Source organism: Dankookia rubra, from assembly GCF_004355005.1.
Lineage (GTDB): Bacteria > Pseudomonadota > Alphaproteobacteria > Acetobacterales > Acetobacteraceae > Paracraurococcus > Paracraurococcus ruber_A.
Genome location: NZ_SMSJ01000029.1, coordinates 46,549 through 70,459, shown reverse-complemented (window position 1 = coordinate 70,459; position 23,911 = coordinate 46,549). Strand labels below are relative to the sequence as shown.

The window sequence follows — 23,911 nt, the reverse complement described above, 5'->3', positions numbered from 1 at the left end:
TTCGGCCGGCGGCAAGGGCCGGGCGGTGGGCGGCAAGGGCCGGGCGGTGCGCGGCACGGGCCGGGCGGCGCGCGGTGCCACCGGCACGCCACGGGCCGGCACGGCGACCGCAGCCCCTTCGGGCACCACGAGCCGCTGCTGCGCCGCGGCCGGCAGCGCGAGGCCCAGCGACAGGGCGATGGCATACCGCATGATCATTGCGTAGATGTGCGCATTTTGCGCAGCGGCTGCAAGCCTATTCGGCATCCGCCTGGCGTTCCGGCGCAGCCGCGGCGAAGGCGGGCAGCGCCAGGCAGGCGGCCTCGGCAGCCGCCAGCAGCGGCATGGCGCCGAGGTCCACACCGAAGCGCCGGGCATTGTAGAGTTGCGGGACCAGGGCGATGTCCGCCAGCCCGGGCGCCGCGCCGAAGCAGAAGGGGCCTTCCTTCGAAGCTTCGGGCCGGTCGCGGACCAGCGCCTCGCAGGCGGCCAGCCCCTCGGCGATCACGTCATGCGCCCAGGCATTGGCGGCGGCCTGATCGTGGCCGAGCGCCTTCACCCGGTTCAGCACCTTGAGATTCTGCACCGCATGGATCTCCGCGGCGATCGCCTGGGCGAAGGCGCGGACCCGGGCGCGGGCGATGGGGTCGCGCGGCAGCAGCGGCGGCTCGGGGTGCGTCTCGTCGAGGTACTCGCAGATCGCCAGCGACTGGGTGAGCACCGTGCCGTCCTCCAGCACCAGGGCCGGGACCAGGCCCTGCGGGTTCACCGCGAGGAAGGCCGCCTCCCGCTGCTCGCCGCGGCGGAGGTGGCGGACGCGGTGCTCGGCCCGGAGGCCCTTCAGGTTCAGCGCGATCCGAACGCGATAGGCGGCGGTGGAGCGCCAATAGTCCCAGAGGATCATGCTCATCGCCGCCCCAGCATCGACCGGGCGACGATAAGCCGCATCACCTCGTTGGTGCCCTCGAGGATGCGGTGGACGCGGAGGTCGCGGACGATCTTCTCGATCCCGTATTCCGCGAGGTAGCCATAGCCGCCGAGCAGCTGCAGCGCGTCGTCGGCGACCTTCGAGCAGGTGTCGGTGACGAAGCGCTTGGCCATGGCGCAGAAGGCCGTCGCGTCAGGTGCCTTGGCATCCAGCTTCGAGCAGGCGCGCCAGAGGAAGGTGCGCGCCGCTTCCAGCTCGGTCTGCATGTCGGCCAGGCGGAACTGGGTATTCTGGAAATCCGCGATCGCCTTGCCGAACGCGCGCCTTTCCTGGACATAGCCGAGCGCGATGTCGAGCGCCGCCTGGGCGCCGCCGAGCGAGCAGGCCGCGATGTTCAGCCGGCCGCCATCGAGCCCGGCCATGGCGAAGCGGAAGCCCTGCCCTTCCTCGCCGAGCAGCGCGCTCGCCGGCACGCGGGCGCCCTCGAAGATCACCGCCCGGGTCGGCTGGGCGTTCCAGCCCATCTTTTTCTCGTTGGCGCCGAAGGAAAGGCCCGGCGTCTCCTTCGGGACGAGCAGCGCGGAGACGCCGCCAGGGCCGTCGCCGCCGGTGCGCACCATGGTGAGGTAGAGGTCGGAGACGCCGGCGCCGCTGATGAACTGCTTCGAGCCATCGAGCACGTAGTCGCCGCCCTCCCGCCGCGCCCGGGTCCGCAGCGCCGCGGCGTCCGACCCCGAGCCGGGCTCGGTCAGCGCATAGCTGGCGACCTGCCGCATCGGGATCAGGTCCGGCAGGTATCGCGCGCGCTGGGCGTCGTTGCCGAAGCGATCAATCATCCAGGCGACCATGTTGTGGATCGACAGATAGGCCGAGACGGCCGGGCAGCCCATCGCCAGCGCCTCGAAGACAACCGCCGCATCGAGGCGCGTCAGCCCGGCACCGCCCGATTCCTCCCGCACATAGAGCGCGGCCATGCCGAGCGCCGCGGCCTCGCGCATCTCCTCGAGCGGGAAATGCCGGGCCTGGTCCCATTCGAGCGCCTTGGGCGCCAGTCTTTCCTTGGCGAAGGCGAGCGCGGTGTCGCGCAGCTCGCGCGTGGCCTCGGGCAGGTCGAAGGCGGCGGCCGAGGGGCCTTGCGTATCGAGCGGCATGATGTCTCCTCCGGTCCGCGATATCGCGCCAGCGGGGCGGTTTCGTCCAGTGCGCAGGCGGGTCGCCCGACGGCCTTCGCCGCCGGGCCGCCGCTCACTCCGCCGCCATCGCCAGCGGCGCCGGCGTGCCGACCGCCGCCTCGATCTCCGCCATCCGCGCCCGTGCCGCGGCGGCGTTGCGCGCCTTGATATGGCCGAAGCCCTTGATGCCGGCGGCGGCCTCGGCCCAGTCGCAGACCTTGGCGTGGGCCTGCGGCGAGAGCAGCCGCAGCAGCCGCTCGATCCCGGCGCGGTACTCGCCGATCAGGGCGCGCTCCATGCGCCGTTCCTCGGTCCGGCCGAAGGGGTCGAGCGCGGTACCGCGCAGCGCGCGGCCGTGCCGCAGCAGGCCCATCGCTTTCAGCATCCAGGGTCCGAAGGCGATCTTGCGCGGCACGCCCGTCACCGGGTCGGGCTTGGCCAGGAAGGGCGGCGCCAGGTTCAGCTCGACGCGCTGCGTGCCGGTGAAGTGCTCCGCAAGGAAGCCCTTCCAGTCCGTCAGGCTGTGCAGCCGCGCCACCTCGTACTCATCCTTGTAGGCCATGAGGCGGTAGAGCTGCTGCGCCACGGCGCGGGCCAGCCGCTGCTCGCCCGGTACCGCCGCCTGCTCCGCCGCGCGCACCTTGGCGACGAACTCGGCGTAGGACCGGGCATAGCCGGCATTCTGGTAGTCCGTCAGGTCGGCGACCCGCCGCGCCACCAGCGCGTCCAGCGTCTCGGCCTCCGGCGTCACCGGGGCGGGCGGAGCCAGCGCCGCCTCCCGGCCCAGGGCGAAGGCTGCCTTGTTGCGCTCGACCTGCGCCCCGTTCAGCTCCAGCGCCCGGTTGATCGCCTCGGCCGAGAGCGGCACCAGCCCCTTCTGGTAGGCGATGCCGAGCAGCCAGACATTCAGGTAGATGAGGTCGCCCAGCGCCTCCTCCACCACCTGCACGCCGGGCACCGTCACCACCTCGCGGCAGGCATCCTGGATGCTCGCCAGCATGCCCGGGCGGTCATAGGTCGTCGCGGTGTTCAGCACGAACTGCGCGGTCGGCTGCAGGTCGACGTTCAGCACCGCCGCCGTGCGGTCGGACCCCAGCAGCGGCCGCGCGGTCCGCCCGTGCGCCACCACCATGTCGGCCGAGAGCAGCAGGTCCGCCTGGCCCATGCCGATGCGCGGCGCCTCGATGGTCGAGGGATCGGCGCCGGCCCGGCCGATGCGGAGCTGGGCGAAGACGCCGCCGCCCTTCTGCGCCAGCCCCAGCATGTCGACCGAGCGCGAGGGCCGGCCTTCCAGATGCGCCGCCATGCCAAGGATGGCCGAGAGCGCGGTGACGCCCTGTCCGCCGACGCCGGCGAGCAGGATGTTGAAGGCAGGCTCGCCGGTCCGCACTTCGGGCCGCCGCGGCTCCGGCATCGCCTCGCCCAGCGTCGGCACGGCCTTCTTCACCGGCTCCGCCCCGACCAGGGTGACGAAGGAAGGGCAGAAGCCCTCCACGCAGGACAGGTCCTGGTTGCAGGCGCTCTGGTCGATCTGCCGCTTGCGGCCGAACGCGGTCTCGACCGGCTCCACCGCCAGGCAGTTCGAGGTGCGCGAGCAATCGCCGCAATCCTCGCAGACGCGGGGATTGATCGCCACGCGCTTGGTCGCCGCCGCCTGGGTGCCGCGCTTGCGCTTGCGGCGGCGCTCGGTCGCGCATTGCTGGTCGTAGATCAGGATGGTGACGCCGGGGATCTCGCGCAGCTCCCGCTGCACGAGGTCGAGGTCGCGGCGCTCGCGGTACTCGGTGCCCTTCGGCATCCGCGCATCGCCCTGGTGGCGCTCGGGGTCATCGGAGACGACGACGACCTTCGCCGCCCCCTCGGCCGCCATCTGCGCGGCGATCTCCGGCACGCCGAGCTCGCCTTCCGGCGTCTGCCCGCCGGTCATGGCGACCGCACTGTTGACCAGGATCTTGTAGGTCATGTTGGCGCCGGCGGCGATCGCCTGGCGCACCGCAAGGCTGCCCGAATGCGCATAGGTGCCGTCACCGATGTTGACGAACATATGCTTCTCGGAGACGAAGGGCCCCATGCCCAGCCAGGCGACGCCCTCGGCGCCCATATGGCTGAACAGGTCGGTCTGCCGGTCCATGTAAATTGCCAGGGTGTGGCAGCCGATGCCGGCCATGGCGTGGCTGCCTTCCGGCACCCGCGTGCTGGTGTTGTGCGGGCAGCCCGGGCAGAAATGCGGCGTGCGGTCGTGGATCGGCGGCGCCTGCAATTGGGCGATGCGGTCGAGCTGGCGGATGCGGTCCTGCAGCTGCTCGGTCTGCAATGCCTCCGGCAGGCGGGCGGCCAGCGCGCGCAGCACCGCGCCGGTGTCGAGCTCGGTCAGGTCCGACAGCAGCCGGCGGCCCTGCTCGTCGGTCTTGCCGGTGATACGCGGGCGGGAGGCCTCGTAGTACAGCGCCTCGCGCAGCTGCGGCTCGATCACCGGGCGGCGGTCCTCGACCACCATGATTTCCTCGAGACCCCGCGCGAATTCCCGCGCGCCGACCGCATCCAGCGGCCAGGCCAGCCCGACCTTCCAGATGCGCAAGCCGGCGATGAGGGCCAGCTCCTCGGTGATGCCGGCATCGTGCAGCGCCTGGCGCAGCGTCGCATAGCCGCGGCCGCGCGCGGCGATGCCGAAGCGGGCGTTCGGGCTGTCCATGACGATGCGGTTCAGCCCGTTCGCGCGGGCGAAGGCGAGCGCGGCCGGCAGCTTGTAGTGCCGCAGACGCTCCTCCTGCGGGATGGCGTGGTCGCGCAGGCGGATATGCACGCCATCGGCCGGGAAGGTGAAGTCGGGCCGGATGCTGGCATAGGCAGCCGGGTCCACCAGCACCGTGCCGGCGCCGTCCATCGTCTCCGCCACGCACTTCATCCCGACCCAGAGGCCGGAGAAGCGCGACATGTCGAGCGCCTTCAGCCCGTAGTCGAGGATCTCGGTGACGCCGGCCGGGTCGAGCACCGGCATCTCGACATCCATGAAGGAATATTCGCAGCCCGAGGTGATGGTGGACGACTTGCAGGAGGGGTCGTCGCCGGCCAGCGCCAGCACGCCGCCCTTCGGCGCGGTGCCGGCCGAATTCCCATGCCGCAGCGCATCGCCGCTGCGGTCGACGCCGGGGCCCTTGCCGTACCAGATGCCGAAGACGCCGTCGTATTGCTGGTTGCCGTAGAGCGCGACCTGCTGCGTGCCCCAGACCGCGGTCGCGGCCAGGTCCTCGTTCAGCGCCGGGCGGACGACGATGTTCGCCTCCGCCAGCCGCCTGGCCTGCTTCATCAACTGCTGGTCATAGGTGCCGAGCGGCGAGCCCCGGTAGCCGCTGACATAGCCGGCGGTGTTCCAGCCCATCGCGCGGTCCAGCTGGTGGCGGACCAGCGGCAGCCGGACCAGGGCCTGGATGCCGGTCAGCAGCAACGTCTCCCCCGCCTTCTCCCAGCGGTCCTCGAGGGTGGCTTCGGGGCGTTGGATGCTGCCCATCATGTCTCTCCCGGACGGGGGCGGCCTCGGCCGCCCCGCTTGGCCATGAATGTCGGGCTGCCCTGGGGGCGCGGCAAGGCCCCGGGCAGGCCGGCTCATCCGGAAGGATGCGCCGGTCCGGGCCGCAGGTCTTGCCGGATTTCGTGCTGCACCGCCGAAAGGACGGCAGGATCTTCCGCCCTTCGGCGCTCAGCGGCGTGAGGCTGCCGCCGGATGCGGCCCGGCCAGCAGGGGGCCGGCGCCGAACAGCTTGTCCCGGTAGGTTCCCGGGGCATAGGCGGTCTTGTAGGCGCCGCGGGCCTGCAGCGCCGGGACCAGCATATCCGCCACCGCCTCGATGCATTCCGGCATCACGGTGCGGGACAGGTTGAAGCCGTCCGCATCGGTCGCCTCGGCGAAGGCGATCAACTGGTCGGCGACCGCCCCGGGCGTGCCGACCAGCGGCTTCTGCCGGCTGCCGAGGATGAACTGGTCGATCAGGTGACGCTTGGTCCAGCCGGGGCCGAAGACCCGCGCCATGGCCTCGACGTTGGAGGAGATGGCGTTGCTGCCGGACGCCGCGACAGGCTCGTCCATTTCGAATCGGTCGAAATCGATCCCGAGCGATGCCGCGGCATGGGCCAGCGCGCCCTCCACGCTGGCATGGCGCCGGTAGTCCTCCAGCAGGTCGCGCGCCTCGGCCTCGGTGCGGCCGAGGATCAGCGTGGTGCCGACGAAGATCCGCAGGGGCCGTGGCGCCGCCTTGGCCCGCAGGTCGGCAACGATCCGCGCGACATTCTCCGGGCTGGAAGGGTTGAGGAAGATGCACTCGGCATGGCGCGCGGCGAAGTCGCGGCCGCGGTCGGAGGCGCCGGCCTGGTAGAGCACCGGCGTCCGCTGCGGCGAGGGCTCGCAGAGATGGATCGCCTCGATCCCGCCGGAGCGGATCGGGCGGATCCGGGCCGGGTCGGCATAGGTGCCGGTGGCGCGGTCGGCGATCACCGCATCGGCCGCCCAGCTGCCCTCCCACAGGCCGTAGGCCGTCGCCATGAAGTCCTCGGCCGCATCATAGCGCGCGTCATGCGCCAGCTGTGCCGGCAGGCCCATGGCCCGGGCGGCGCTGTCGAGATAGCCGGTGACGATGTTCCAGCCGATCCGCCCGTCGGTCAGGTGGTCGAGCGTCGAGAAGCGCCGGGCGAACAGCGCCGCGGCCTCGTAGGTCAGGTTCACCGTGACGCCGAAGCCGAGATTCTGCGTCACCGCCGCCATGGCCGGCACCACCAGCATCGGGTCGAGCAGCGGCACCTGCACCGCGTGGCGGATCGCGGCGTCCGGGCTGTCGCCCAGCACGTCGTAGATGCCGACGACATCGGCCAGGAACAGCCCGTCGAACAGCCCGCGCTCCAGGGTGCGGGCCAGGCTGGTCCAGTAGGCCAGCCGGCGGTAGCCGGTGGAGCGGTCGCGCGGATGCGTCCACATCCCGTGCTGGATGTGGCCGATGCAGGCCATGTCGAAGGCGTTCAGGCGGATCTCTCGGGGCATGGGCCAAGGCTAGCACGGCCCCCTTGCCTGTCAGCCCCTCCGCGGCAGAAGCTTCCGCGATGGATGCCATCGACCGGCGAATTCTCCGCGCCCTGCACCGCAACGCCCGCCTGACCAATGCGGAGCTGGCCGAGCAGGTCGGCCTCTCCCCCTCCCCCTGCTGGACGCGGGTGAAGCGGCTGGAGCAATCGGGGGTGATCAAGGGCTATGTCGCCATCCTCGACCAGGCGCAGCTCGGCCTGCCCGACACCGTCATCATCGAGGTGATGATGGAGCGCCACGACGAGGAAAGCCTGCGGCGCTTCGAGCAGGCGGTGACCGAGATGCCGGAGGTGATCGAGGCCTGGCTGGTCACCGGCGAGTACGACTACGTCATCAAGGCCGCGGTCGGCGGCACCGCGGGCTACGAGCGGCTGCTGCGGGAGAAGCTCTACCGCCTGCCCGGGGTGCGGCACACGCGGACCAGCTTCACCCTGCGCAGCCTGAAGCAGAGTTGGACGCCGGCGCCCTGAAGCAGATCGCCGGAGGGCAGCGCCGACCGGAGGCGTGCGTCCGCGTCACGCCAAGGGCCGCGCCCCGCGCGGCCTCAGTGCCTAGCGGCTTCCTGCGCGTCGAAGTGGCGCTTGATGCAGCTGAAGCCGAACAGCACGCCGAACAGGAAGAGCGCGAAGCCGAAGAACTGCAGGTAGTCGTGCGCCATCGCCATGGCGAAGAGCCCGACCAGGGCGATCAGGCCGGAGAGGGCGAGGAAGAAGATGCTGGTGCCGTTCACGGGCGGGGCTCCTTGCGGGGAAGGTCGTCGAAGAGGATGCGGGACGCCGCGCCGTCCAGGTCGTCGTACTGGCCGGCGCGGAGGTTCCAGAGAAAGCCGAGCAGGCCGAGCAGCCCGAGGAAGAGGGCCACCGGGACCAGCAGGACCAGGACGTTCATGCGGCCTCCTTGCCGGCGCGCAGCGCATTGCCGATGACGATGAGGGAGGAGGAGGACATGATCAGCGCGGCGAAGAGCGGGGTGATCATGCCGGCGACCGCGAGCGGCACGGCCACCAGGTTGTAGGCCAGCGAGAAGGCGATGTTCTGCTTCGCCAGCCGCTGCGCCCGCCGCGCCGTGCGGATCGCGCCGGGCAGCGCGCCCAGCCCTTCCGACCGCAGCACCAGGTCGGCGGCGGTCTGCGCCAGGTCCGTGCCGTCGCCCGGGCAGGCGGAGACATGGGCGAGCGCCAGCGCCGCCGCGTCGTTGATGCCGTCGCCGACCATCAGCGGCCGGCCGCCCGCGGCGCGCAGCGCCTCGATCCGCGCCGCCTTGGCCTCCGGCACCGCCTGCGCCGTCCAGTGCTCGATCCCCGCCTGGGCGGCGACCACGGCCACCGCCGGCGCGGCGTCGCCGGAGAGCAACTCGGCGGTCAGGCCCAGCCCCTGCAGCCCGGCCACCGCGGCGGCGGAATCGGGCCGCATGCGGTCGGCGAAGCGGAAGGCGACCGGGGCGCGGCCGGGCGCGGCATACCAGAGGCTCAGCCCGGCATCCGGCTCGGCCAGGCCGAGGAAGGCCGCGCTGCCCAGCCGGCACTCGCCGGCGACGAGGCCGCGGCCCGGCACCTCCTCGGCGCCCGGCACCAGCGGCGCCTCGGGGCAGGCATCGGCCAGGGCGCGCGCCAGCGGGTGGCGGCTGGACCGCGCCAGGCCGGCGGCCTCGCGCAACTCGGCCTCGGTCCAGCCGCCGGGCAGCAGGGTCGGGCGGCCCTCGGTCAATGTGCCGGTCTTGTCCAGCACGGCGTGGTCGGCCGTGGCCAGCCGTTCCAGCGCGGTGCCGCTGGCGACCAGCACGCCGCGGCGGAACAGCGCGCCGACGGCCACCGCCTGCACCGCCGGCAGGGCGATGGCGAAGCCGCAGGGGCAGGTGACGATCAGCACGGCCACCGCGGCGACCAGCGCCTGCTGCCAGACCACGCCGCCGAGCAGCCACCAGCCGAGGAAGGTGAGCGCCGCGACCGCATGCACCACCGGCACGAAATACCGCACGATGCGATCGGCGAGGTCGACGAAGCGGCCCTTGGCGGCCTCCGCCTGTTCCAGCAGCCGCGCCATGGCGGCGAGCGAGCCGTCCGCCGCGGCGGCGGTGACGCGGGCGACAAAGGGCGCGCCCATGTTGACGGCGCCGGCCGGCAGCGCCTCATGCGCGGCGAAGTGGCGCGGCAGGCTCTCGCCGGTGGTGGCGCTGGCATCCAGCAGCGCCTCGCCGGCCTCGAGCGTGGCGTCCAGCCGCAGCCGCTCCCCGGCCGCGACCAGGATGCGGTCGCCGGCGCGGAGATTGCCGGCCGGCGCGGCCTCGGCGGTGCCGTCCCCGGCCAGCCGGGTCACCGTGCCGTCCTGCAGCGCCAGCAGCTCCGCCACCGCCTGGCGGGCACGGCGGCGCGCGGCGCGGTCCAGCACCCGTCCCGCCAGCAGCAGCGCGATCAGCATCGTCGCGCCGTCGAAGAAGGTATAGCGGCCGTTGCGCAGCACCTCGCTCAGCGACATCGCCGCCGAGGCCAGCACGCCGAGCGAGACCGCCATGTCCATGTTCAGCCGGCCGGCGCGCAGCCCGGCCAGCGCGTTGCGATAGAGCGGCAGGCCGGCCACCAGCACCACCGGCAGGCCGATCAGCGCGGCGATCCAGTGCATCGCGGCACGGGTCGCCTCGCCCATGTCCCAGCCGACCCAGACGGCGACCGAGACCAGCATGATGTTCATCGCGCCGAAGGCGGCGATGCCGAGGCAGCGGACCAGCTCCCGGCCCTCGGCATCCTCGGTTGCCCTGAGGCAGGCCGGCGACCACGGCGCGACGCGGAAGCCGAACCGCGCCAGCAGCGCGACGAGCTCGTTGGCCCGCGCGGCCTTCCCGCGCCAGCCGAGCGTCAGCCGGCGCGTGCTCAGCGCGACGCGGGCGCGCGTCACGTCAGGCTCGGCGGCGAGCGCCTGCTCGACCAGCCAGACGCAGGCGCCGCAGGTCAGGCCGGAGACCATCAGGTCGATCGCCTGGCCGTCCTTCTCCGGCCGCGCATGCGGGGCGAAGTCCACCGCGGGCGCATCGGCGGCCGGGCGCAGCCCGCCGTCGGCCGCTTCCCGGCGTCGGTAGAAGGCATCGAGGCCGAGCCCGGCGACCAGGTCGTGCGCGCCCTCGCAGCCCGCGCAGCAGAAGCGGGCGGCGCCCGGCACCGGCGCGCCGCAATGGGCGCAGCCGGCGGCGGCGACGACGGGCACGGCGAGGCTCACGGCGCGATCACCCGCTGGCGGATGTCGAGATGCCGGCCATCCGCCGCGGTCAGCCGCAGCCGCGCCTCCCACTGCCCGGCGCGGAGCTCGACCGGGGCCTGCCATTCGCCGGGGGTGGCGGCGGCCGGGGCGAAGGGCAGTTCGGTGCCCTCGACCGGGCGGCGCAGCACGCCGTCCAGCCGGCCGGCCACCGGATTGCCCTCCCGGTCCCGCACCGCCACGCGCAGCACGCCGCCGGCCAGCGCCACGCTGCCGGTCCAGCCGAGCGCGTCCTGCCGCGCCGCTTCCGCCAGCACGTGGTTGTAGGCGCGGCCGCGGTCGTAGGAACGGCCGGTGGTGACGCCGGTGAAGGTGTCGACGGCGGCGAAGATCAGCACGCCGTTCACCGCCACCACCAGGGCCATGCCGCCCACGAAGATCCAGGGGATCCAGGCGCTGCGGCGGGGTTGCGTCGCCACCGGGTGGCGCGAGGGCATGGTGATGCTCATGGCTTCGATTCCGGGGGCTTCGGCCCCATGAAGACGCTGGCGGTCGAGACCTCGGCGCGGCCCTTCGCGTCCAGCAGCGTGAAGGTCACCGGCACGTTCTCCGGCAGCCTGAGCCCGGGCGGCGCGGTCACCAGCGCGCGCCACTGGGTGATCCCGTCGGGGCGCGTCGTCAGCACCGGGCGGCCCGTCGCGTCCTGTGCGGCGTCCTGCACCACCATCTGCAGCCCGGCCGGCGCCTCCAGCACCAGCGCGTAGCTCTCGACCCCGCGGGTCTTGTCGCCGAGCTTCAGCGCATAGCCGTTGCGCACGCCGCCATCCGAAAGCCGGACGAAGTTCGGCGCCCGGTCGCGCAGCACGGCGAGCGAGGTGGTCTGCCGCAGCGCCCAGGACCCGGCCATCACCGCGACCACCAGGCCGAGCACGCCGGCATAGAGCAGCGTGCGCGGCCGGACGATCCTCAGGTGCGTCCGCGCCTGCATCCCGCAGGCCAGCCGCGCCGGGCCGGGCGGCAGCGGCTTCGCCGCGGCCTCGGCGGCCGCCAGGTTGGTCAGCGTCTCGAAGGCGATGAGGCCCTTCTGCCGGCCGAGCCTGCCCATGACGTCGTCGCAGGCATCGATGCAAAGGCCGCAGCCGATGCATTCCATCTGCTGGCCGTCGCGGATGTCGATGCCCGTCGGGCAGACATGCACGCAGCCCATGCAGTCGACGCAATCGCCGTGGCCCTCGCCCTTCGGCTTGCCGCGCGGCTCGCCGCGCCAGGCGCGGTAGGTGACGACCAGCGAGTTCTCGTCCAGCATCGCCGCCTGGAAGCGCGGCCAGGGGCACATGTAGGTGCAGACCTGCTCCCGCGCCCAGCCCGCCAGCAGGTAGGTGGTCGCGGTGAAGAGGCCGAAGAAGAAATAGACCTCGAGGCTCGCCTGGCCGGTGAAGAAGCGCGGCGTCATCTCCAGCGCGTCGTTGAAGTACATGATCCAGGCGCCGCCGGTGGCCATGGCGATGCCGAGCCAGATCGCGTGGGTCAGCGCCTTCTTGCGCAGCCACTCGCCAGTCCAGGGTTGCAGGTCGAGCTTCATCCGCGCGTTGCGGTCGCCCTGCACGCGCCGCTCGACCCACATGAAGAGGTCGGTCCAGACCGTCTGCGGGCAGGCGAAGCCGCACCAGACGCGGCCGAAGAGGCTGGTCGCGGCAAAGAGGCCGATCGCCGCCAGCACCAGCAGGCCGGTCAGGTAGTAGACCTCCTGCGGCCAGATCTCGACGAAGAAGAAGAACAGCCGGCCGTTGGTCATGTCGACCAGCACCGCCTGGTCCGGCATCTCCGGGCCGCGGTCCCAGCGCAGCAGCGGGACCGCGTAGTAGAGCGCGAGGCAGAGGATGAGGATCAGCCACTTCGCCCGCCGGACAATCCCCTTGACCGCCTTCGGGTAGACCTTCTGCCGCGTGGCGTAGAGCGGCGCCGGGGAGACCGGCACCGCCTTGGCCTGCATGCGGTCGGGGGACTTCACCTCGCCCATGATGCCCTCGCCCTACTCGCCGCCGCCCAGCGCGTGGACGTAGACGGTCAGCATGTTGATGATCGCCGGGTCGAGCTTGCCGGCCCAGTCCGGCATCACGCCGGCGCGGGCATAGCCGACGCTGCGCAGGATGCTCGCCTTGTCGCCGCCATAGAGCCAGACCTGGTCGTTCAGCCGCGGCGCGCCCATCTCGCGGTTGCCCTCGCCCTTTTCGCCATGGCAGCTGGCGCAGTTCTCGGCGAAGACCGCCGCGCCGCGTTCCGCCGCGGCCGCGTCGGTCGCCCGCCCGGTGAAGCCCAGCAGGTGCTCCGCCACGTCGTTCACCTGCGGCGCGGTCAGCAGGCCGTCGGCCAGGAAGCGCGGCATGGCGATGCCGCGGGCATCGGCGTCGGCGCCGTTGCGGACGCCATGCGCGATGGTGCCGTGGATCGCCTCGAAGCTGCCGCCATAGAGCCAGTCATCGTCCGCGAGGCTCGGGAAGCCGCCCGCCGCGCCCTGGCCGCCCGAGCCGTGGCAGCCCGCGCAGTTGTTGGCGAAGGCAATGCGGCCGCCGGCCAGCGCATAGGCGCGCATGGCCGGGTCGGCGGCGATCTGCGCCGGGGTCGCCGCGCGCAGCTTCGCCAGCATCGGCTCGCGCGACTGCCGCTCGGCCTCGAGCTCCGGCCCGATGGCGCCGCGCGCCGTCCAGCCGGACAGGCCGCGCGCGCCGGTCATCGGGATGGACGGGTAGATGATCGCCCAGACGATGGCGAAGGCGATGCAGGCGTAGAAGACGTACAGCCACCACTTCGGCAGCGGCGTGTTCAGCTCCTTCAGCCCGTCCCACTGGTGGCCGGTGGTCTCCCGGCCGGTGATGCTGTCTTTCTCGACCTTGGTCGGCATCGTCAGATGCTCCTGGCGGATGTCTGGCGGCCCGGTTCACGCTCCGGGCCATCGGCCCTCCGCAACCGGGACGCGGCCCCTGGCTCGTCCCGCAGCGGGATGTCGGCCAGGCCGGCGAAATGCTGCTTCTTCGACGGGCGCATCACGTACCAGAGCATCCCGAGGAAGAGCACGAAGAACCACACCACCCAGAGGGTGTTGAGGACCGACTGCAGCTTGACGAGGTCCATGATCCTGCCCCCTCCCTACTGCTGCCGGACCTGCTCGGGCGTCACGTCGCGGAACTGCACCAGGGTGCCCAGCATCTGCAGGTAGGCGACCAGCGCGTCCATTTCCGTGACAACGGCGGGATTGCCGTCGAAGCTGCCCTGGCGCGCGCGGGCGTAGCGGCCGGCGAAGCCGGCGCCCTCCGCGTCGGGCCTGGCCTGGGCCTCGAGGTCGGCCGCCGCATTGGCGACCATCTCGTCGGTATAGGGCGTGCCGAGCGCCTTCTGCGCCGCCAGCCGCGCCTTCATCGACCCGGTATCGAGCGGCCGGTCGAGGAAGGCGTAGGGCGGCATCACGCTCTCCGGCACCAGCGCGCGCGGGCTGCGCAGGTGCGCGGCGTGCCAGTCGTCGGAATACTTGCCGCCGAGCCGCGCGAGGTCCGGGCCGGTGCGCTTGCTGCCCCACTGGAAGGGGTGGTCGAACATCGATTCGGCCGCCAGGCTGTAGGGGCCGTAGCGCTCGGCCTCGTCCCGGAAGGGGCGGACCATCTGGCTGTGGCAGGTGTAGCAGCCCTCGCGCACGTAGATGTCGCGCCCCGCGAGCTCGAGCGGGGTATAGGGCCTGACGCCCTCGACCCGCTCGATCGTGGTCTCGATGGTGAAGAGGGGCACGATCTGCACCAGGCCGCCGATCGAGACCGTGATGAGCGTGAGCACGCCCATCAGGATCAGGTTGCGCTCGATGATGCCGTGGTCTCGGAGGAAGCGGAACATGGATCGGCGCTCCTTCACTCGGCTGCCGCGGGCGCGAAGCCGGGCTGCGCGGCATAGGCCTGCTCAGCCAGGGCCTCGGAGCGCACGGTCTTCCAGAGGTTGTAGACCATGATCAGCGCGCCGCTGAGGTACAGCAGGCCGCCGAACATGCGGATGACGTAGTAGGGATGCATCGCCGCGACGGTCTCGACGAAGCTGTACTGCAGGAAGCCGAGCTCGTCGTAGGAGCGCCACATCAGGCCCTGCATGATGCCGCTGACCCACATCGCGGTGATGTAGAAGACGATGCCGAGGGTCGCCAGCCAGAAGTGCCAGGAGACCAGCTTCTCGCTGTACAGCGCCGACTTCCGCCAGAGCTTCGGGAAAAGGTAGTACATGGCGCCGAAGGTGATGAAGCCGACCCAGCCCATGGCGCCGCTGTGGACGTGGCCGATGGTCCAGTCGGTGTAGTGCGACAGGCTGTTCACCGCCTTGATCGACATCACCGGCCCCTCGAAGGTCGACATGCCGTAGAAGCCGACGGCGGTGACGGAGAAGCGCAGCGCCGGGTTGGTGCGCAGCTTGTCCCAGGCGCCCGAGAGGGTCATCAGCCCGTTGATCATGCCGCCCCAGGACGGCATCCACAGCACGATCGAGAAGACCATGCCGAGCGTCTGCGCCCAGTCCGGCAGCGCGGTGTAGTGCAGGTGGTGCGGCCCCGCCCAGATATAGAGGAAGATCAGCGTCCAGAAGTGCACGATGGACAGCCGGTAGCTGTAGACCGGGCGCTCGGCCTGCTTCGGGATGAAGTAGTACATCATGCCGAGGAAGCCGGCGGTCAGGAAGAAGCCCACCGCGTTGTGGCCGTACCACCACTGGATCATCGCATCCTGCACGCCCGACCAGACGATGTAGGACTGGCCGCTGCCGCCGCCGACCGGCAGGGCCGCGTTGTTCACCAGGTGCAGCATGGCGATGGTGATGATGAAGGCGAGGTAGAACCAGTTCGCCACGTAGATGTGCGGCTCCTGCCGGCGCAGGATCGTGCCGCCGAAGGCGATGAGGTAGGCGACCCAGACGACCGTCAGGAACAGGTCAACGTACCACTCGGGCTCGGCGTATTCCTTGCCCTGTGTCACGCCGAGCACGTAGCCGAGCGCTGCGGTGACGATGAAGAACTGGTAGCCCCAGAACAGGAACCAGCCCATGTCCTCGCCGCCGAACAGGCGCGCGCGGCAGGTCTTCTGCACGACGTAGAGCGAGGTGCAGATCAGCGCGTTGCCGCCGAAGGCGAAAATCACCGCCGAGGTATGCACCGGGCGCAGCCGCCCGAAGGTGGTCCATTCCAGGTCGAGGTTGAGCAGCGGCCAGGCCAGCTCGGAGGCGATGGTCACCCCCACCAGGAAGCCGACCACGCCCCAGAATACCGTGGCGATGGCGAAGGCGCGGATCGGCGCCTCGACCATTTCGAAATCCCGCTCCGGAACCGGTCCGGCGGCGGGGTCTGCATAGCCCGCGACGGCCATGAAGCTGATCTCCCCTAAGGGCGCGGCGGGGAGGCTGGCGGGAAGGTCCGCCACGCCGCGCGTCGCGGCAGATCGCCCGGAAATGCCATCCGCGTCCTTGATCCGGATCAAGCATGCGTGGGCGGAAAACCGTCATGCTGGTATATCGACACGCACCCTTGGGCGGTGGCCCGCGGGGAGGGAAGCCATGACGACAGACACCATTCCGACCACCGGTCAGCCGGCGCCGCGCGTCCGCCCGGTGGCGACCGACCGTCCATGGGTCTGGCTGACGGCGGGCTGGCAGGACATGCTGGCGGCCAGGCCGATCGCGCTGGCCTATGGCGGCGCCGTCTGCCTCGCCGGCTGGGTCGTGTCGCTGCTGCTGTTCGAGGCGGGGACGCTCTGGGCCATCCTGCCGGCCACCTCCGGCTTCTTCCTGATCGGCCCCCTGGTCGCCGCCGGGCTCTATGAGGCGAGCCGGCTGCGCGAGCAGGGCCAGGCGCCGACCTTGGCCGACATGCTCGCGCCGTTCCGCCGCAACGGCGGGCAGATCGCCTTCATCGGCGTGGTGCTGCTGGTCCTGCACCTGTTCTGGGTGCGCATCGCCGGGCTGCTCTTCATGCTGTTCTTCGGCATGAGCGGGATCCCGAGCCTCGAGCGGCTGCCGCATGCGATGCTGAACTCCGGCCAGCTGCTGCCCTTCCTCGTGATCGGCACCGGCTTCGGCTGCATCCTCGCCGCCGCCAGCTTCGCGGTCTCGGCCGTGTCGATCCCGATGCTGGTCGACCGCGAGATCTCGGCGCTAGAGGCGATCACGGTCTCGATCCAGGCGGTGCTGGAGAACTGGAAGCCGATGCTGCTCTGGGCCGGGCTGATCGTGCTCTTCACCGGGCTGGCGCTGGTGCCCTTCTACCTCGGACTGGTGCTGGTCTTTCCGCTGGTCGGGCATGCGACCTGGCATGCCTACCGCGACGTGGTGCTGCGCTAGCGCCCGGAGGCCGCGGCGCGGCGGCGGCTAGAACAGCCAGACCTGGTCCGTCGCCGCCGCCGGCGGCGGCGTGGCCGGGCCGGACGGCCCGCCCGTCCCGGCCCGCCAGGCGCCGTCGGTGCCGAGCGCATCCGCCACCCAGACCCCGCCTTCCGGCTGGTGGCCGAGCGACTCCGCGCCGAGCGCCAGATCCACCGCCAGCTGCGCCCGGCTGACCCCCGCCGCCAGCCGGCCGAGCTGCGTCGCCAGTTCGGCCTCGCCGGGGTCGCGGCCGAGCGCATTGCGATAAAGCGTGCCGACCGCATCCGCGTCGGTGCCCCCGAGCCCCCCCAGCCCCGCCGCGATGTCGGTCCAGGCAACCCCCGCCTCGGCCCGCGCCACCAGCCCGGCCAGCGCCCGCGGCTCCGCCGCCTGGCTGCCCAGCGCCTGGACCAGCGCCGCCGCCTGCACGCCGGTGCTGCCGGCGCCGACATCCTGGAAGCCGTCGACGAACTGCACCCGCTGCACCGCGGGCAGCACGACCTGGGTGCCCTCCTGCAGGGTCAGCAGCCGTTCCCCGCTTGCCAGCGCATCCAACTGCGCCAGGTCGCGGCTCTCGCGCAGCGCCAGCACCGCCCCGGCCTCCACCAGGCCGAAGCCGCCGCGCGTCGCCCCCGGCGGCAGGTCGGCCAGGCGGGCATCCGGGTCGACCACGGCGACCGGCAGCAGGAAGGCGGCCGACTGGTGGCCGTCGGAGACCTCGACGATCAGCGGCCGCTGCGGCATGTCGTCGAGCCCGAGGCTGATGCCCTCGCGCAGCTTCAGCACCCCGTCCACCACCTCGAACCGCCAGTCGTCATCCGGGCCGACGCTGAAGCGGAAGCCGGCGAGGGTGTCGGGGTCGGCGACCGCCAGCCGGCCGATCGCCGCGCCGATCGCCCCCGCCACCACCGTGCCGCCGCTGGCGAAGGTGAGGCCGGTCGGCGCGGTGTCGTCGACGTCCAGCACCGAGACGCTGCGGGTGACCGGGTCGTCCCAGGTGCTGCCATCGGCGAAGCTGAGGCGCAGCGAGACGTTGAGCACCGGGCCGGCGAGCGATTCGAAGTCGACCATCGCGCCCGGGATGATCCGCACCGCGTCCAACCCCGGCAGCAGGCTGGCGCCGAAGCTCAGCGCGTCGCAGCCGAGCAGCTCGACGCCGGTCAGCCCCGCGAGGTCTCCGCCGAGGGACAGGGTCGCCGCCCAATCCCCGGGGCGGCTGTTCTCCACCATGGTGGCGGGCAGCACCCCCGACACCACCAATGCACGCGGCATGCGGCCTCACCTCCTGGGACAATCCCAGAATGCGAGACGAACGGTAAATATCCGGCAAACCATGGGACGGCGTCGCCTGCCGCGCGACGCGTCCCGGCCCCGGATCAGGCCACCAGCCGCGCCGCCATGGCCAGCAGCACCATCCCGTTCAGGGCAAACAGCGCCCCGCCCGCCACCCGCGTCCAGCGGCCTTGCCGGCGCGCGAAGAACCGCCCGAGCAGCGCCACGCCGGCCAGCGCCGGCACCGTCCCGAGCACGAAGGCCATCATCCCGAGCCCCCCGGCCAGCGCGCTGCCGCCCGCCGCCGCAGCCGCCAGCGCCGCGTAGAGCAGGCCGCAGGGCAGCGCCGAGAGCAGCACCCCGAGCAGCACCCCGCGCCACCCCGTCGGGTCCGCCAGCAGCGCGCCGACCCTGTGCTCGATCGCCCGCGGCAGCCGCGGCGAGGCCAGGCCAAGCCGCGGCACCCAGCCGCCGAGCCGCTTCGAGGCCTGCGCCAGCATCAGCAGCGCCGCCAGCAGCAGCAGCGCGGCCAGGGTCCAGCGCAGCCCGCTCGCCAGCGTCACCAGCCCCGCCGCGCCGCCCGCGACCGCGCCCAGCGTGCCATAGCCGAGCATCCGGCCGGCCTGGTAGGGCAGCAGCGCCGCCCCGGCCAGCCGCCGCAGCCGCCCGCCGCCCGCCCCCACGCCGGTCGCGGCCTGGGCCAGCACGAAGGGCGCGCACATGGTCGAGCAATGGGTGGCGCCGCCCGCCAGGCCGGCGAGGAAGAGGGCACCGAGCAGCGCCGGCAATCCACCGGGGCCGAGTGCGGCCAGGTCGTGCAGGCAATCCGCGAGCATGCCGCTTCCTAGCCCAACCGCGAGGCCAGGGGGATTGCGCCGCCGCAAGCCGCCCGTGATAGGGTCGCAGTGTAACGACGGCCCGCCCCTGCCGGGCTGCCGGTCCAAGGGAGGACGACAATGAAGAGCATCACCCTCGCGGCCCTCGCCGCGCTGGCCCTCGCGCCGGGCCTCGCCGCGGCGCAGCCGGCCAACCCGCAGCAGATGACCTTCTTCGTCACCAGCACCAATCCCGGCAAGGGCGGCGACCTCGGCGGCCTCGCCGGCGCCGATGCGCACTGCAAGGCGCTGGCCACCGCCGTCGGCGCCGGCAACCACACCTGGCGCGCCTATCTCAGCACCCAGGGCGCGAATGCGGTGAATGCCCGCGACCGGATCGGCAAGGGGCCATGGCGCAATGCCAAGGGCGAGGTGGTCGCCAAGGACCTGGCCGACCTGCACGAGGGCGCCGCCGGCCTGACCAAGCAGACCGCGCTGACCGAGAAGGGCACCGTCGTCAACGGCCGCGGCGACACGCCGAACATGCACGACATCCTGACGGGCTCGCAGGCCGACGGCACCGCCTTCCCGCCGGGCGAGGACCGCACCTGCGCCAACTGGACCAGCGGCGATGCCGGCAACGCCATGCTCGGCCATGCCGACCGGATCGGGCTGAACGACTCGCCGCCGATGAAGTCCTGGAACACCTCCCACCCCTCGCGCGCCTGCAACATGGACGCGCTGAAGGCGACCGGCGGGGCCGGGCTCGTCTATTGCTTCGCGGCGGACTGACCGGGAAGGAAGGCCGGGGCGAGGTATCCCCCCGCTCCCCCTTCCAAGTCTGTGGGTTTGCCGGCGGCACGGCCGGGACTACATCCCCTGCATGAGCCAAGCCCCCCTCGCGCTTACCATGGGCGAACCCGCCGGCGTCGGCGGCGAGATCGCCATCAAGGCCTGGCACCAGTTGCGCCAGACCGGTCCGGGCTTCTTCCTGATCGACGACGCCGAGCGGCTTTCCGGCGCGCCGGTCCGGCGGATCGAGCACCCCGAGCAGGCCGCCGCCGCCTTCGCCGGGGCGCTGCCCGTGCTGCACCGGCCGCTGCCCGCCCGATCCGTCCCCGGCCGGCTCGACCCCGCCAATGCCCCGGCCGTCATCGCCGCGATCGACGAGGCCGTGGCGCTGGCCAAGGCCGGCCGCGCCGCGGGCATCGTGACCAATCCCATCCAGAAATCCGCGCTCTACGCCGCCGGCTTCGCCCATCCCGGCCATACCGAGTACCTCGCCGAGATCGCCGGCACCGGCGTGCCGCCGGTCATGCTGCTCGCCTGCCCCGAGCTGCGCGTCGTGCCGGTGACGATCCACGAGCCGCTGCGCCAGGCCATCGCCCGCCTCACCCCCGACCTGATCGTCGAATGCGCCCGCCTCACCGCCGCCGGGCTCCGCCGCGACTTCGGCATCGCCGCGCCGCGGCTCGCCATCGCCGGGCTCAACCCGCATGCGGGCGAGGACGGGACCATCGGCACCGAGGACCGCGACATCGTCGCCCCGGCGGTCGCCGCGCTGCGCGCCGAGGGGATCGACGCCCGCGGCCCCGTCCCGCCCGATACCATGTTCACCGCCAAGGCGCGGCCGGGCTACGACGTGGCGCTCGGCCTCTACCACGACCAGGCGCTGATCCCGATCAAGACGCTCGACATGACCGGCGGGGTGAACGTGACGCTCGGCCTCTCGATCGTCCGCACCAGCCCGGACCACGGCACCGCGCTCGACATCTCCGGCCGGGGCGTGGCCCATCCCGGCAGCCTGGTCGCCGCCATCCGCCTCGCCGCCGAGATCGCGGCCCATCGCAGCAAGGCCATCCGATGACCGCAACGCCGGATGGCGCGGGGGTCTGAACCGGCTGGCTTTTTCAGGAACACGCCCGATGCGCCTTTCCGTGAACATCGATCATGTGGCGACCCTGCGGAACGCCCGCGGCGGCAGCTTTCCCGATCCGGTCGAGGCCGCCCGCATCGCCATGGCGGCCGGCGCCGACGGCATCACCATGCACCTGCGGGAGGACCGCCGGCATGTCCGCGACCAGGACCTGCACCGCGTCGCCGCCGAGGTCGAGGCCCGCCTCAACTTCGAGATGGCGGCGACCGAGGAGATGGTCGGCATCGCCACGCGGCTCCGCCCGCCCGCCTGCTGCCTGGTGCCGGAGAAGCGCCAGGAACTGACCACCGAGGGCGGGCTCGACGTCATCGCCGCCGGGCCGCACCTGGCCGAGGCGGTGCGGCGCCTGGCGGGCGCGGGGATCGAGGTCTCCATCTTCATCGAGGCCGACCCGCGGCAGATCGAGGCCGCCGCCCGCATCGGCGCCCAGGCGATCGAGCTGCACACCGGCACCTATGCCGATGCGCCGGCCGCCGACCGCCCGCCGATCCTGGCACGGCTCAGGGCCGGCGCCGCGGCCGCCGCCGCCGCCGGGCTGCAGTGCCATGCCGGGCACGGCCTGACCTACGACACCGTCGGCGCCATCGCCGCCATGCCCGAGGTCTCCGAGGTCAGCATCGGCCATTTCCTGATCGGCCAGAGCGTCCTCGAGGGCCTGCCCGCGGTGGTGCGGCGCTTCAAGGCGCTGATCGCGGCCGAACGGGGCGGGGTTTAGGATCTGAGGCGCCTAAACCCCACAATTCCGCTCAATTCCCACCAATCCGCTTGAGGCCGATCCGGCCCTGATCCGCGGCCGGCCAGGCTGGGCGCCGGTTTCGCGCCGCGCCGGCTTTGGACTTCAGGACTTGAGGAATTGAAGCGCGGCCCGGCGGGGCGGGGCGGGCGGGCACGGCTGCGCCGCTGACGGCGGCAGCCTGCCACGACCCGCCGGGAAACGCCAGGAATCGTTGCGGCGGGCTAGGCGCCAGGCCGCCCCCGGCTTCGCCTCGGGCAACAGCGGCCCGGGCTGCGGCAGCTTCCGGCGTGACGCCCTTTCCCGGCCCCTGCCCCGGCATCCCCCTGGGCGCGGCCGCGCCGACCGGGCCGTGCTGCGCCCCCGCCGCCGGCATGCTGCCGGTTCAGCGCCTGTGCCGGCGGGACGAGCCTCTCCGGCCGGGCCAGCCCCGCCACCGGAAAGCCGCATGTCGCCATCGGCGCGGGCGCGGAGCGGCGGGGCGGTCGGGGCGATCTCGAAGCGCCGGTCACAGGACAGCCCGCCAGCGGCCGCCGCGATCGGCACCACCTCGGGGACGCCGTCCTGGATGAGGGCGATCCGGCCGGGGGCGATCGGCGGCCTCCCCGGCCCGGCGCCTTCGGATGGCGGCAGCTCGCGCCGTGCCGCAACCGTGGCCCCGACGCAGGACGGGGCGGCGCCGTCCCCGGCGCCGCCCCGTGGCTTCGCCCGCATCGCCGGGTCAGCGGCGGCTTGGTGCGATGTCCCGCTGCGCCAGCATGCTGGCGCGCGCCTCGGCCGGGCTGCGGGTCAGGGTGCGGTCGTCGCCGCCGCCCTGCAGCGTGGCGAAGGCCGACTGGCCCTGGGTGCTGCGCGGCGCGTAGGTCGCGCTGCCGTCGTCGCCGCCGCCCTGCAGCGTGGCGATGCCGCCGCCGGCCAGGTTGTCGCGCGCCCCGCCGGTCCACCGCACCTCGAAGCTCTCGCCGCCCTGCAGGACCTGCATCTCGTGCGCCGCGGCGGCCTGGGCCAGGCCGAGCAGCGCGCCCAGCGCCAGGACAGGACTCAGCTTGTGCATCATGATCGTCTCTCCTCCACCGGGGGCCGGGATGGCCCTGCCGATGGGCGGACTATTATCTTTCGCCCGTCGCATTTTCTGTGCGTGCCGGCACAGGCGCCGAACGGCTGGCGCCGGGCGCCGCCGCCGCGCAGGATGCCGCCGAGCAGCACGACGGAGAGCCCATGCGACCGCTGGAATTCGGCTGGTACCTGCCGAGCAACGGCGACACCCTCAGCTATGCCGAAGGGACCGACGTGGTCCCGGCCGGCACCCCGATGTTCGACCGCGTGGTGGCCGCGGCCGAGGCGGCGGGATTCGAATACATGCTGGTCCCCGTCGCCGTCCCCTGCTGGGAGGCCTGGGTCACCACCGCCTTCATGGCGGGACGGTCCGCCTCGATCCGCATGCTGGTCGCGGCCCGGCCGGGCTACGTGAACCCGGTGATGCTGGCGAAGATGGTCACGACCTTCGACCAGCTCACCGGCGGCCGCATCGCGGTGAACCTGATCGCCGGGCAGTCGGAGGCGGAGAACGCCGCCGACGGGATCCGCTACGGCAAGGAGGACCGCTACGCCCTGATGGCGGAGGAGGTCGCCATCATGAAGGCGCTCTGGACCGCGCGCCGGCCGCTCGACTGGGACGGCGCCTTCCACACCCTGCGCGGCGCGCGCGTGATCCCGCCGCCCTTCCAGCAGCCGCATCCGCGCTTCTACCTCGGCGGCGGCAGCGCCCAGGCCTGGGCGATCTCGGCGCGGCATGCCGACGTGCACCTGTTCTGGGGCGACCGGCCGGAGACGGTCGCCGGCCAGATCGCCGAGATCCGCGCCCTGGCCCGCGACCACGGGCGGGAGGAGCGCTTGGGCTTCGGCATGCGGCTGCAGATCATCTGCCGCGAGACCGAGGCCGAGGCCTGGGAGGCCGCCGACCGCCTGGTGCGCGGCGTCGGCGAGGCGCGCAGCGCCGCGGTCAGGGCGAACGTGGCGAATTCGGTGGCGAACCAGCGGGTGCAGGCGCTGCTGGCGGAAACCGGTGGGCTGATCGCGCCGAACCTTTGGGCGGGGCTGGCGCGGGTGCGCCAGGGCGCCGGGGTCGCGGTGGTCGGCGACCCCGCGCAATGCGCCGCGGTGCTGCAGCGCTTCATCGACGTCGGCTGCCACAGCTTCTGCCTCTCGGGCTACCTGCACGACGAGGAGGCGGAGCGCTTCGGGCGGCTGGTGCGGCCGATCCTGGCCGAGCAGAATGCCGGGCGGATGGTTGCCTGAGCACGGGCGCGAGCGGCTGGAGGCGACGGCCGGTGCCCGCCCGCGGCGACGGCCCGGGTGGCCTTCCCCGCCGCCGGCGCCGGGCGGATCATCCTGCGGTCGTCCCGCATCGCCGCGGCGGAGGCAGGCGGGATGGCCCTC

The 23,911-nt window shown here is 72.7% G+C and carries 22 protein-coding genes and 1 pseudogene; 6 read left to right on the top strand and 17 right to left on the bottom strand.

Annotated elements, in window-relative coordinates:
- From E2C06_RS37720 to E2C06_RS19605, 5 genes and pseudogenes are all read right to left on the bottom strand, one after another.
- A pseudogene (locus E2C06_RS37720) lies at positions 1 to 198 on the bottom strand (hypothetical protein); the annotation flags it as partial.
- A 37-nt stretch (positions 199 to 235) separates the two neighbouring features.
- Positions 236 to 889: a maleylacetoacetate isomerase gene (maiA, locus tag E2C06_RS19620; protein WP_338324218.1), complete on the bottom strand. Its 654-nt coding sequence runs from the start codon at positions 887 to 889 to the stop codon at positions 236 to 238.
- Positions 886 to 2,058, bottom strand: a complete 1,173-nt coding sequence (locus tag E2C06_RS19615) for an acyl-CoA dehydrogenase family protein (RefSeq protein WP_133290306.1) — start codon at positions 2,056 to 2,058, stop codon at positions 886 to 888. Before E2C06_RS19615 ends, maiA begins: the two co-directional genes overlap by 4 nt.
- 94 nt (positions 2,059 to 2,152) lie before the next feature.
- Positions 2,153 to 5,590 (bottom strand): indolepyruvate ferredoxin oxidoreductase family protein, encoded by a 3,438-nt coding sequence (locus E2C06_RS19610; protein WP_241671369.1) that lies wholly within the window; start codon positions 5,588 to 5,590, stop codon positions 2,153 to 2,155.
- 186 nt (positions 5,591 to 5,776) lie between these two features.
- Complete coding sequence (locus tag E2C06_RS19605; RefSeq protein ID WP_133290305.1) at positions 5,777 to 7,108, bottom strand: LLM class flavin-dependent oxidoreductase; 1,332 nt, start codon at positions 7,106 to 7,108, stop codon at positions 5,777 to 5,779.
- Positions 7,109 to 7,167: 59 nt separating this feature from the next.
- Here E2C06_RS19605 and E2C06_RS19600 point away from each other — a divergent pair, with 59 nt between their 5' ends.
- A complete protein-coding gene (locus tag E2C06_RS19600) occupies positions 7,168 to 7,620 on the top strand; it encodes an Lrp/AsnC family transcriptional regulator (protein WP_133290304.1) in 453 nt (150 codons plus the stop codon).
- 74 nt (positions 7,621 to 7,694) lie between these two features.
- Here the strand turns inward: E2C06_RS19600 and E2C06_RS19595 are convergent, their stop codons facing one another.
- Genes E2C06_RS19595 through ccoN form a run of 9 tightly spaced genes read right to left on the bottom strand, consistent with a single transcriptional unit; the run spans position 7,695 to position 15,725 of the window.
- The gene (locus E2C06_RS19595; protein ID WP_133290303.1) at positions 7,695 to 7,880 is read right to left on the bottom strand and encodes a hypothetical protein; all 186 of its coding nucleotides are present in this window, start codon (positions 7,878 to 7,880) and stop codon (positions 7,695 to 7,697) included.
- Positions 7,877 to 8,038 (bottom strand): cbb3-type cytochrome oxidase assembly protein CcoS, encoded by a 162-nt coding sequence (gene ccoS / locus E2C06_RS19590; protein ID WP_133290302.1) that lies wholly within the window; start codon positions 8,036 to 8,038, stop codon positions 7,877 to 7,879. The genes E2C06_RS19595 and ccoS overlap by 4 nt, the downstream gene beginning before the upstream one ends.
- A complete protein-coding gene (locus E2C06_RS19585) occupies positions 8,035 to 10,359 on the bottom strand; it encodes a heavy metal translocating P-type ATPase (protein ID WP_241671368.1) in 2,325 nt (774 codons plus the stop codon). Before E2C06_RS19585 ends, ccoS begins: the two co-directional genes overlap by 4 nt.
- Positions 10,356 to 10,847 (bottom strand): FixH family protein, encoded by a 492-nt coding sequence (locus tag E2C06_RS19580; protein ID WP_133290300.1) that lies wholly within the window; start codon positions 10,845 to 10,847, stop codon positions 10,356 to 10,358. The genes E2C06_RS19585 and E2C06_RS19580 overlap by 4 nt, the downstream gene beginning before the upstream one ends.
- Positions 10,844 to 12,358: a cytochrome c oxidase accessory protein CcoG gene (gene ccoG / locus E2C06_RS19575; RefSeq protein WP_165982505.1), complete on the bottom strand. Its 1,515-nt coding sequence runs from the start codon at positions 12,356 to 12,358 to the stop codon at positions 10,844 to 10,846. Before ccoG ends, E2C06_RS19580 begins: the two co-directional genes overlap by 4 nt.
- A 12-nt stretch (positions 12,359 to 12,370) precedes the next feature.
- Entirely contained in the window at positions 12,371 to 13,240 is an 870-nt protein-coding gene (gene ccoP, locus E2C06_RS19570; protein WP_133290299.1) for a cytochrome-c oxidase, cbb3-type subunit III, read from the bottom strand.
- Positions 13,241 to 13,242: 2 nt separating this feature from the next.
- Positions 13,243 to 13,470 (bottom strand): cbb3-type cytochrome oxidase subunit 3, encoded by a 228-nt coding sequence (locus E2C06_RS19565; RefSeq protein ID WP_133290298.1) that lies wholly within the window; start codon positions 13,468 to 13,470, stop codon positions 13,243 to 13,245.
- Positions 13,471 to 13,485: 15 nt separating this feature from the next.
- Complete coding sequence (ccoO, locus tag E2C06_RS19560; protein ID WP_133290297.1) at positions 13,486 to 14,220, bottom strand: cytochrome-c oxidase, cbb3-type subunit II; 735 nt, start codon at positions 14,218 to 14,220, stop codon at positions 13,486 to 13,488.
- A 14-nt stretch (positions 14,221 to 14,234) separates the two neighbouring features.
- Positions 14,235 to 15,725 (bottom strand): cytochrome-c oxidase, cbb3-type subunit I, encoded by a 1,491-nt coding sequence (ccoN, locus tag E2C06_RS19555; RefSeq protein ID WP_193560478.1) that lies wholly within the window; start codon positions 15,723 to 15,725, stop codon positions 14,235 to 14,237.
- 187 nt (positions 15,726 to 15,912) lie between these two features.
- On the opposite strand from ccoN, the gene E2C06_RS19550 reads away from it, so the two are divergent.
- Positions 15,913 to 16,695 (top strand): DUF2189 domain-containing protein, encoded by a 783-nt coding sequence (locus E2C06_RS19550; protein WP_165982504.1) that lies wholly within the window; start codon positions 15,913 to 15,915, stop codon positions 16,693 to 16,695.
- 27 nt (positions 16,696 to 16,722) lie between these two features.
- On the opposite strand, the gene E2C06_RS38510 is transcribed toward E2C06_RS19550, so the two are convergent.
- The gene (locus E2C06_RS38510) at positions 16,723 to 17,988 is read right to left on the bottom strand and encodes a DUF4214 domain-containing protein (RefSeq protein WP_133290295.1); all 1,266 of its coding nucleotides are present in this window, start codon (positions 17,986 to 17,988) and stop codon (positions 16,723 to 16,725) included.
- 104 nt (positions 17,989 to 18,092) lie between these two features.
- Positions 18,093 to 18,824, bottom strand: coding sequence for an urease accessory protein UreH domain-containing protein (locus E2C06_RS19540; protein ID WP_133290294.1), 732 nt, complete (start codon positions 18,822 to 18,824; stop codon positions 18,093 to 18,095).
- A 120-nt stretch (positions 18,825 to 18,944) separates the two neighbouring features.
- Here E2C06_RS19540 and E2C06_RS19535 point away from each other — a divergent pair, with 120 nt between their 5' ends.
- The 3 genes from E2C06_RS19535 (at position 18,945) to E2C06_RS19525 (ending at position 21,454) form a co-directional block, all read left to right on the top strand.
- Positions 18,945 to 19,595: a lectin gene (locus tag E2C06_RS19535; RefSeq protein ID WP_133290293.1), complete on the top strand. Its 651-nt coding sequence runs from the start codon at positions 18,945 to 18,947 to the stop codon at positions 19,593 to 19,595.
- A gap of 91 nt (positions 19,596 to 19,686) precedes the next feature.
- Positions 19,687 to 20,670 carry a 4-hydroxythreonine-4-phosphate dehydrogenase PdxA gene (pdxA, locus tag E2C06_RS19530; protein ID WP_133290292.1) on the top strand — a complete coding sequence of 328 codons (984 nt, stop codon included), beginning with the start codon at positions 19,687 to 19,689 and terminating at the stop codon, positions 20,668 to 20,670.
- 58 nt (positions 20,671 to 20,728) lie between these two features.
- Complete coding sequence (locus E2C06_RS19525; RefSeq protein WP_133290291.1) at positions 20,729 to 21,454, top strand: pyridoxine 5'-phosphate synthase; 726 nt, start codon at positions 20,729 to 20,731, stop codon at positions 21,452 to 21,454.
- Positions 21,455 to 22,193: 739 nt separating this feature from the next.
- On the opposite strand, the gene E2C06_RS19520 is transcribed toward E2C06_RS19525, so the two are convergent.
- Positions 22,194 to 22,529 (bottom strand): hypothetical protein, encoded by a 336-nt coding sequence (locus tag E2C06_RS19520; protein ID WP_133290290.1) that lies wholly within the window; start codon positions 22,527 to 22,529, stop codon positions 22,194 to 22,196.
- A 77-nt stretch (positions 22,530 to 22,606) separates the two neighbouring features.
- On the opposite strand from E2C06_RS19520, the gene E2C06_RS19515 reads away from it, so the two are divergent.
- Entirely contained in the window at positions 22,607 to 23,770 is a 1,164-nt protein-coding gene (locus tag E2C06_RS19515; protein ID WP_206664602.1) for an LLM class flavin-dependent oxidoreductase, read from the top strand.
- Positions 23,771 to 23,911 lie beyond the last annotated feature (141 nt).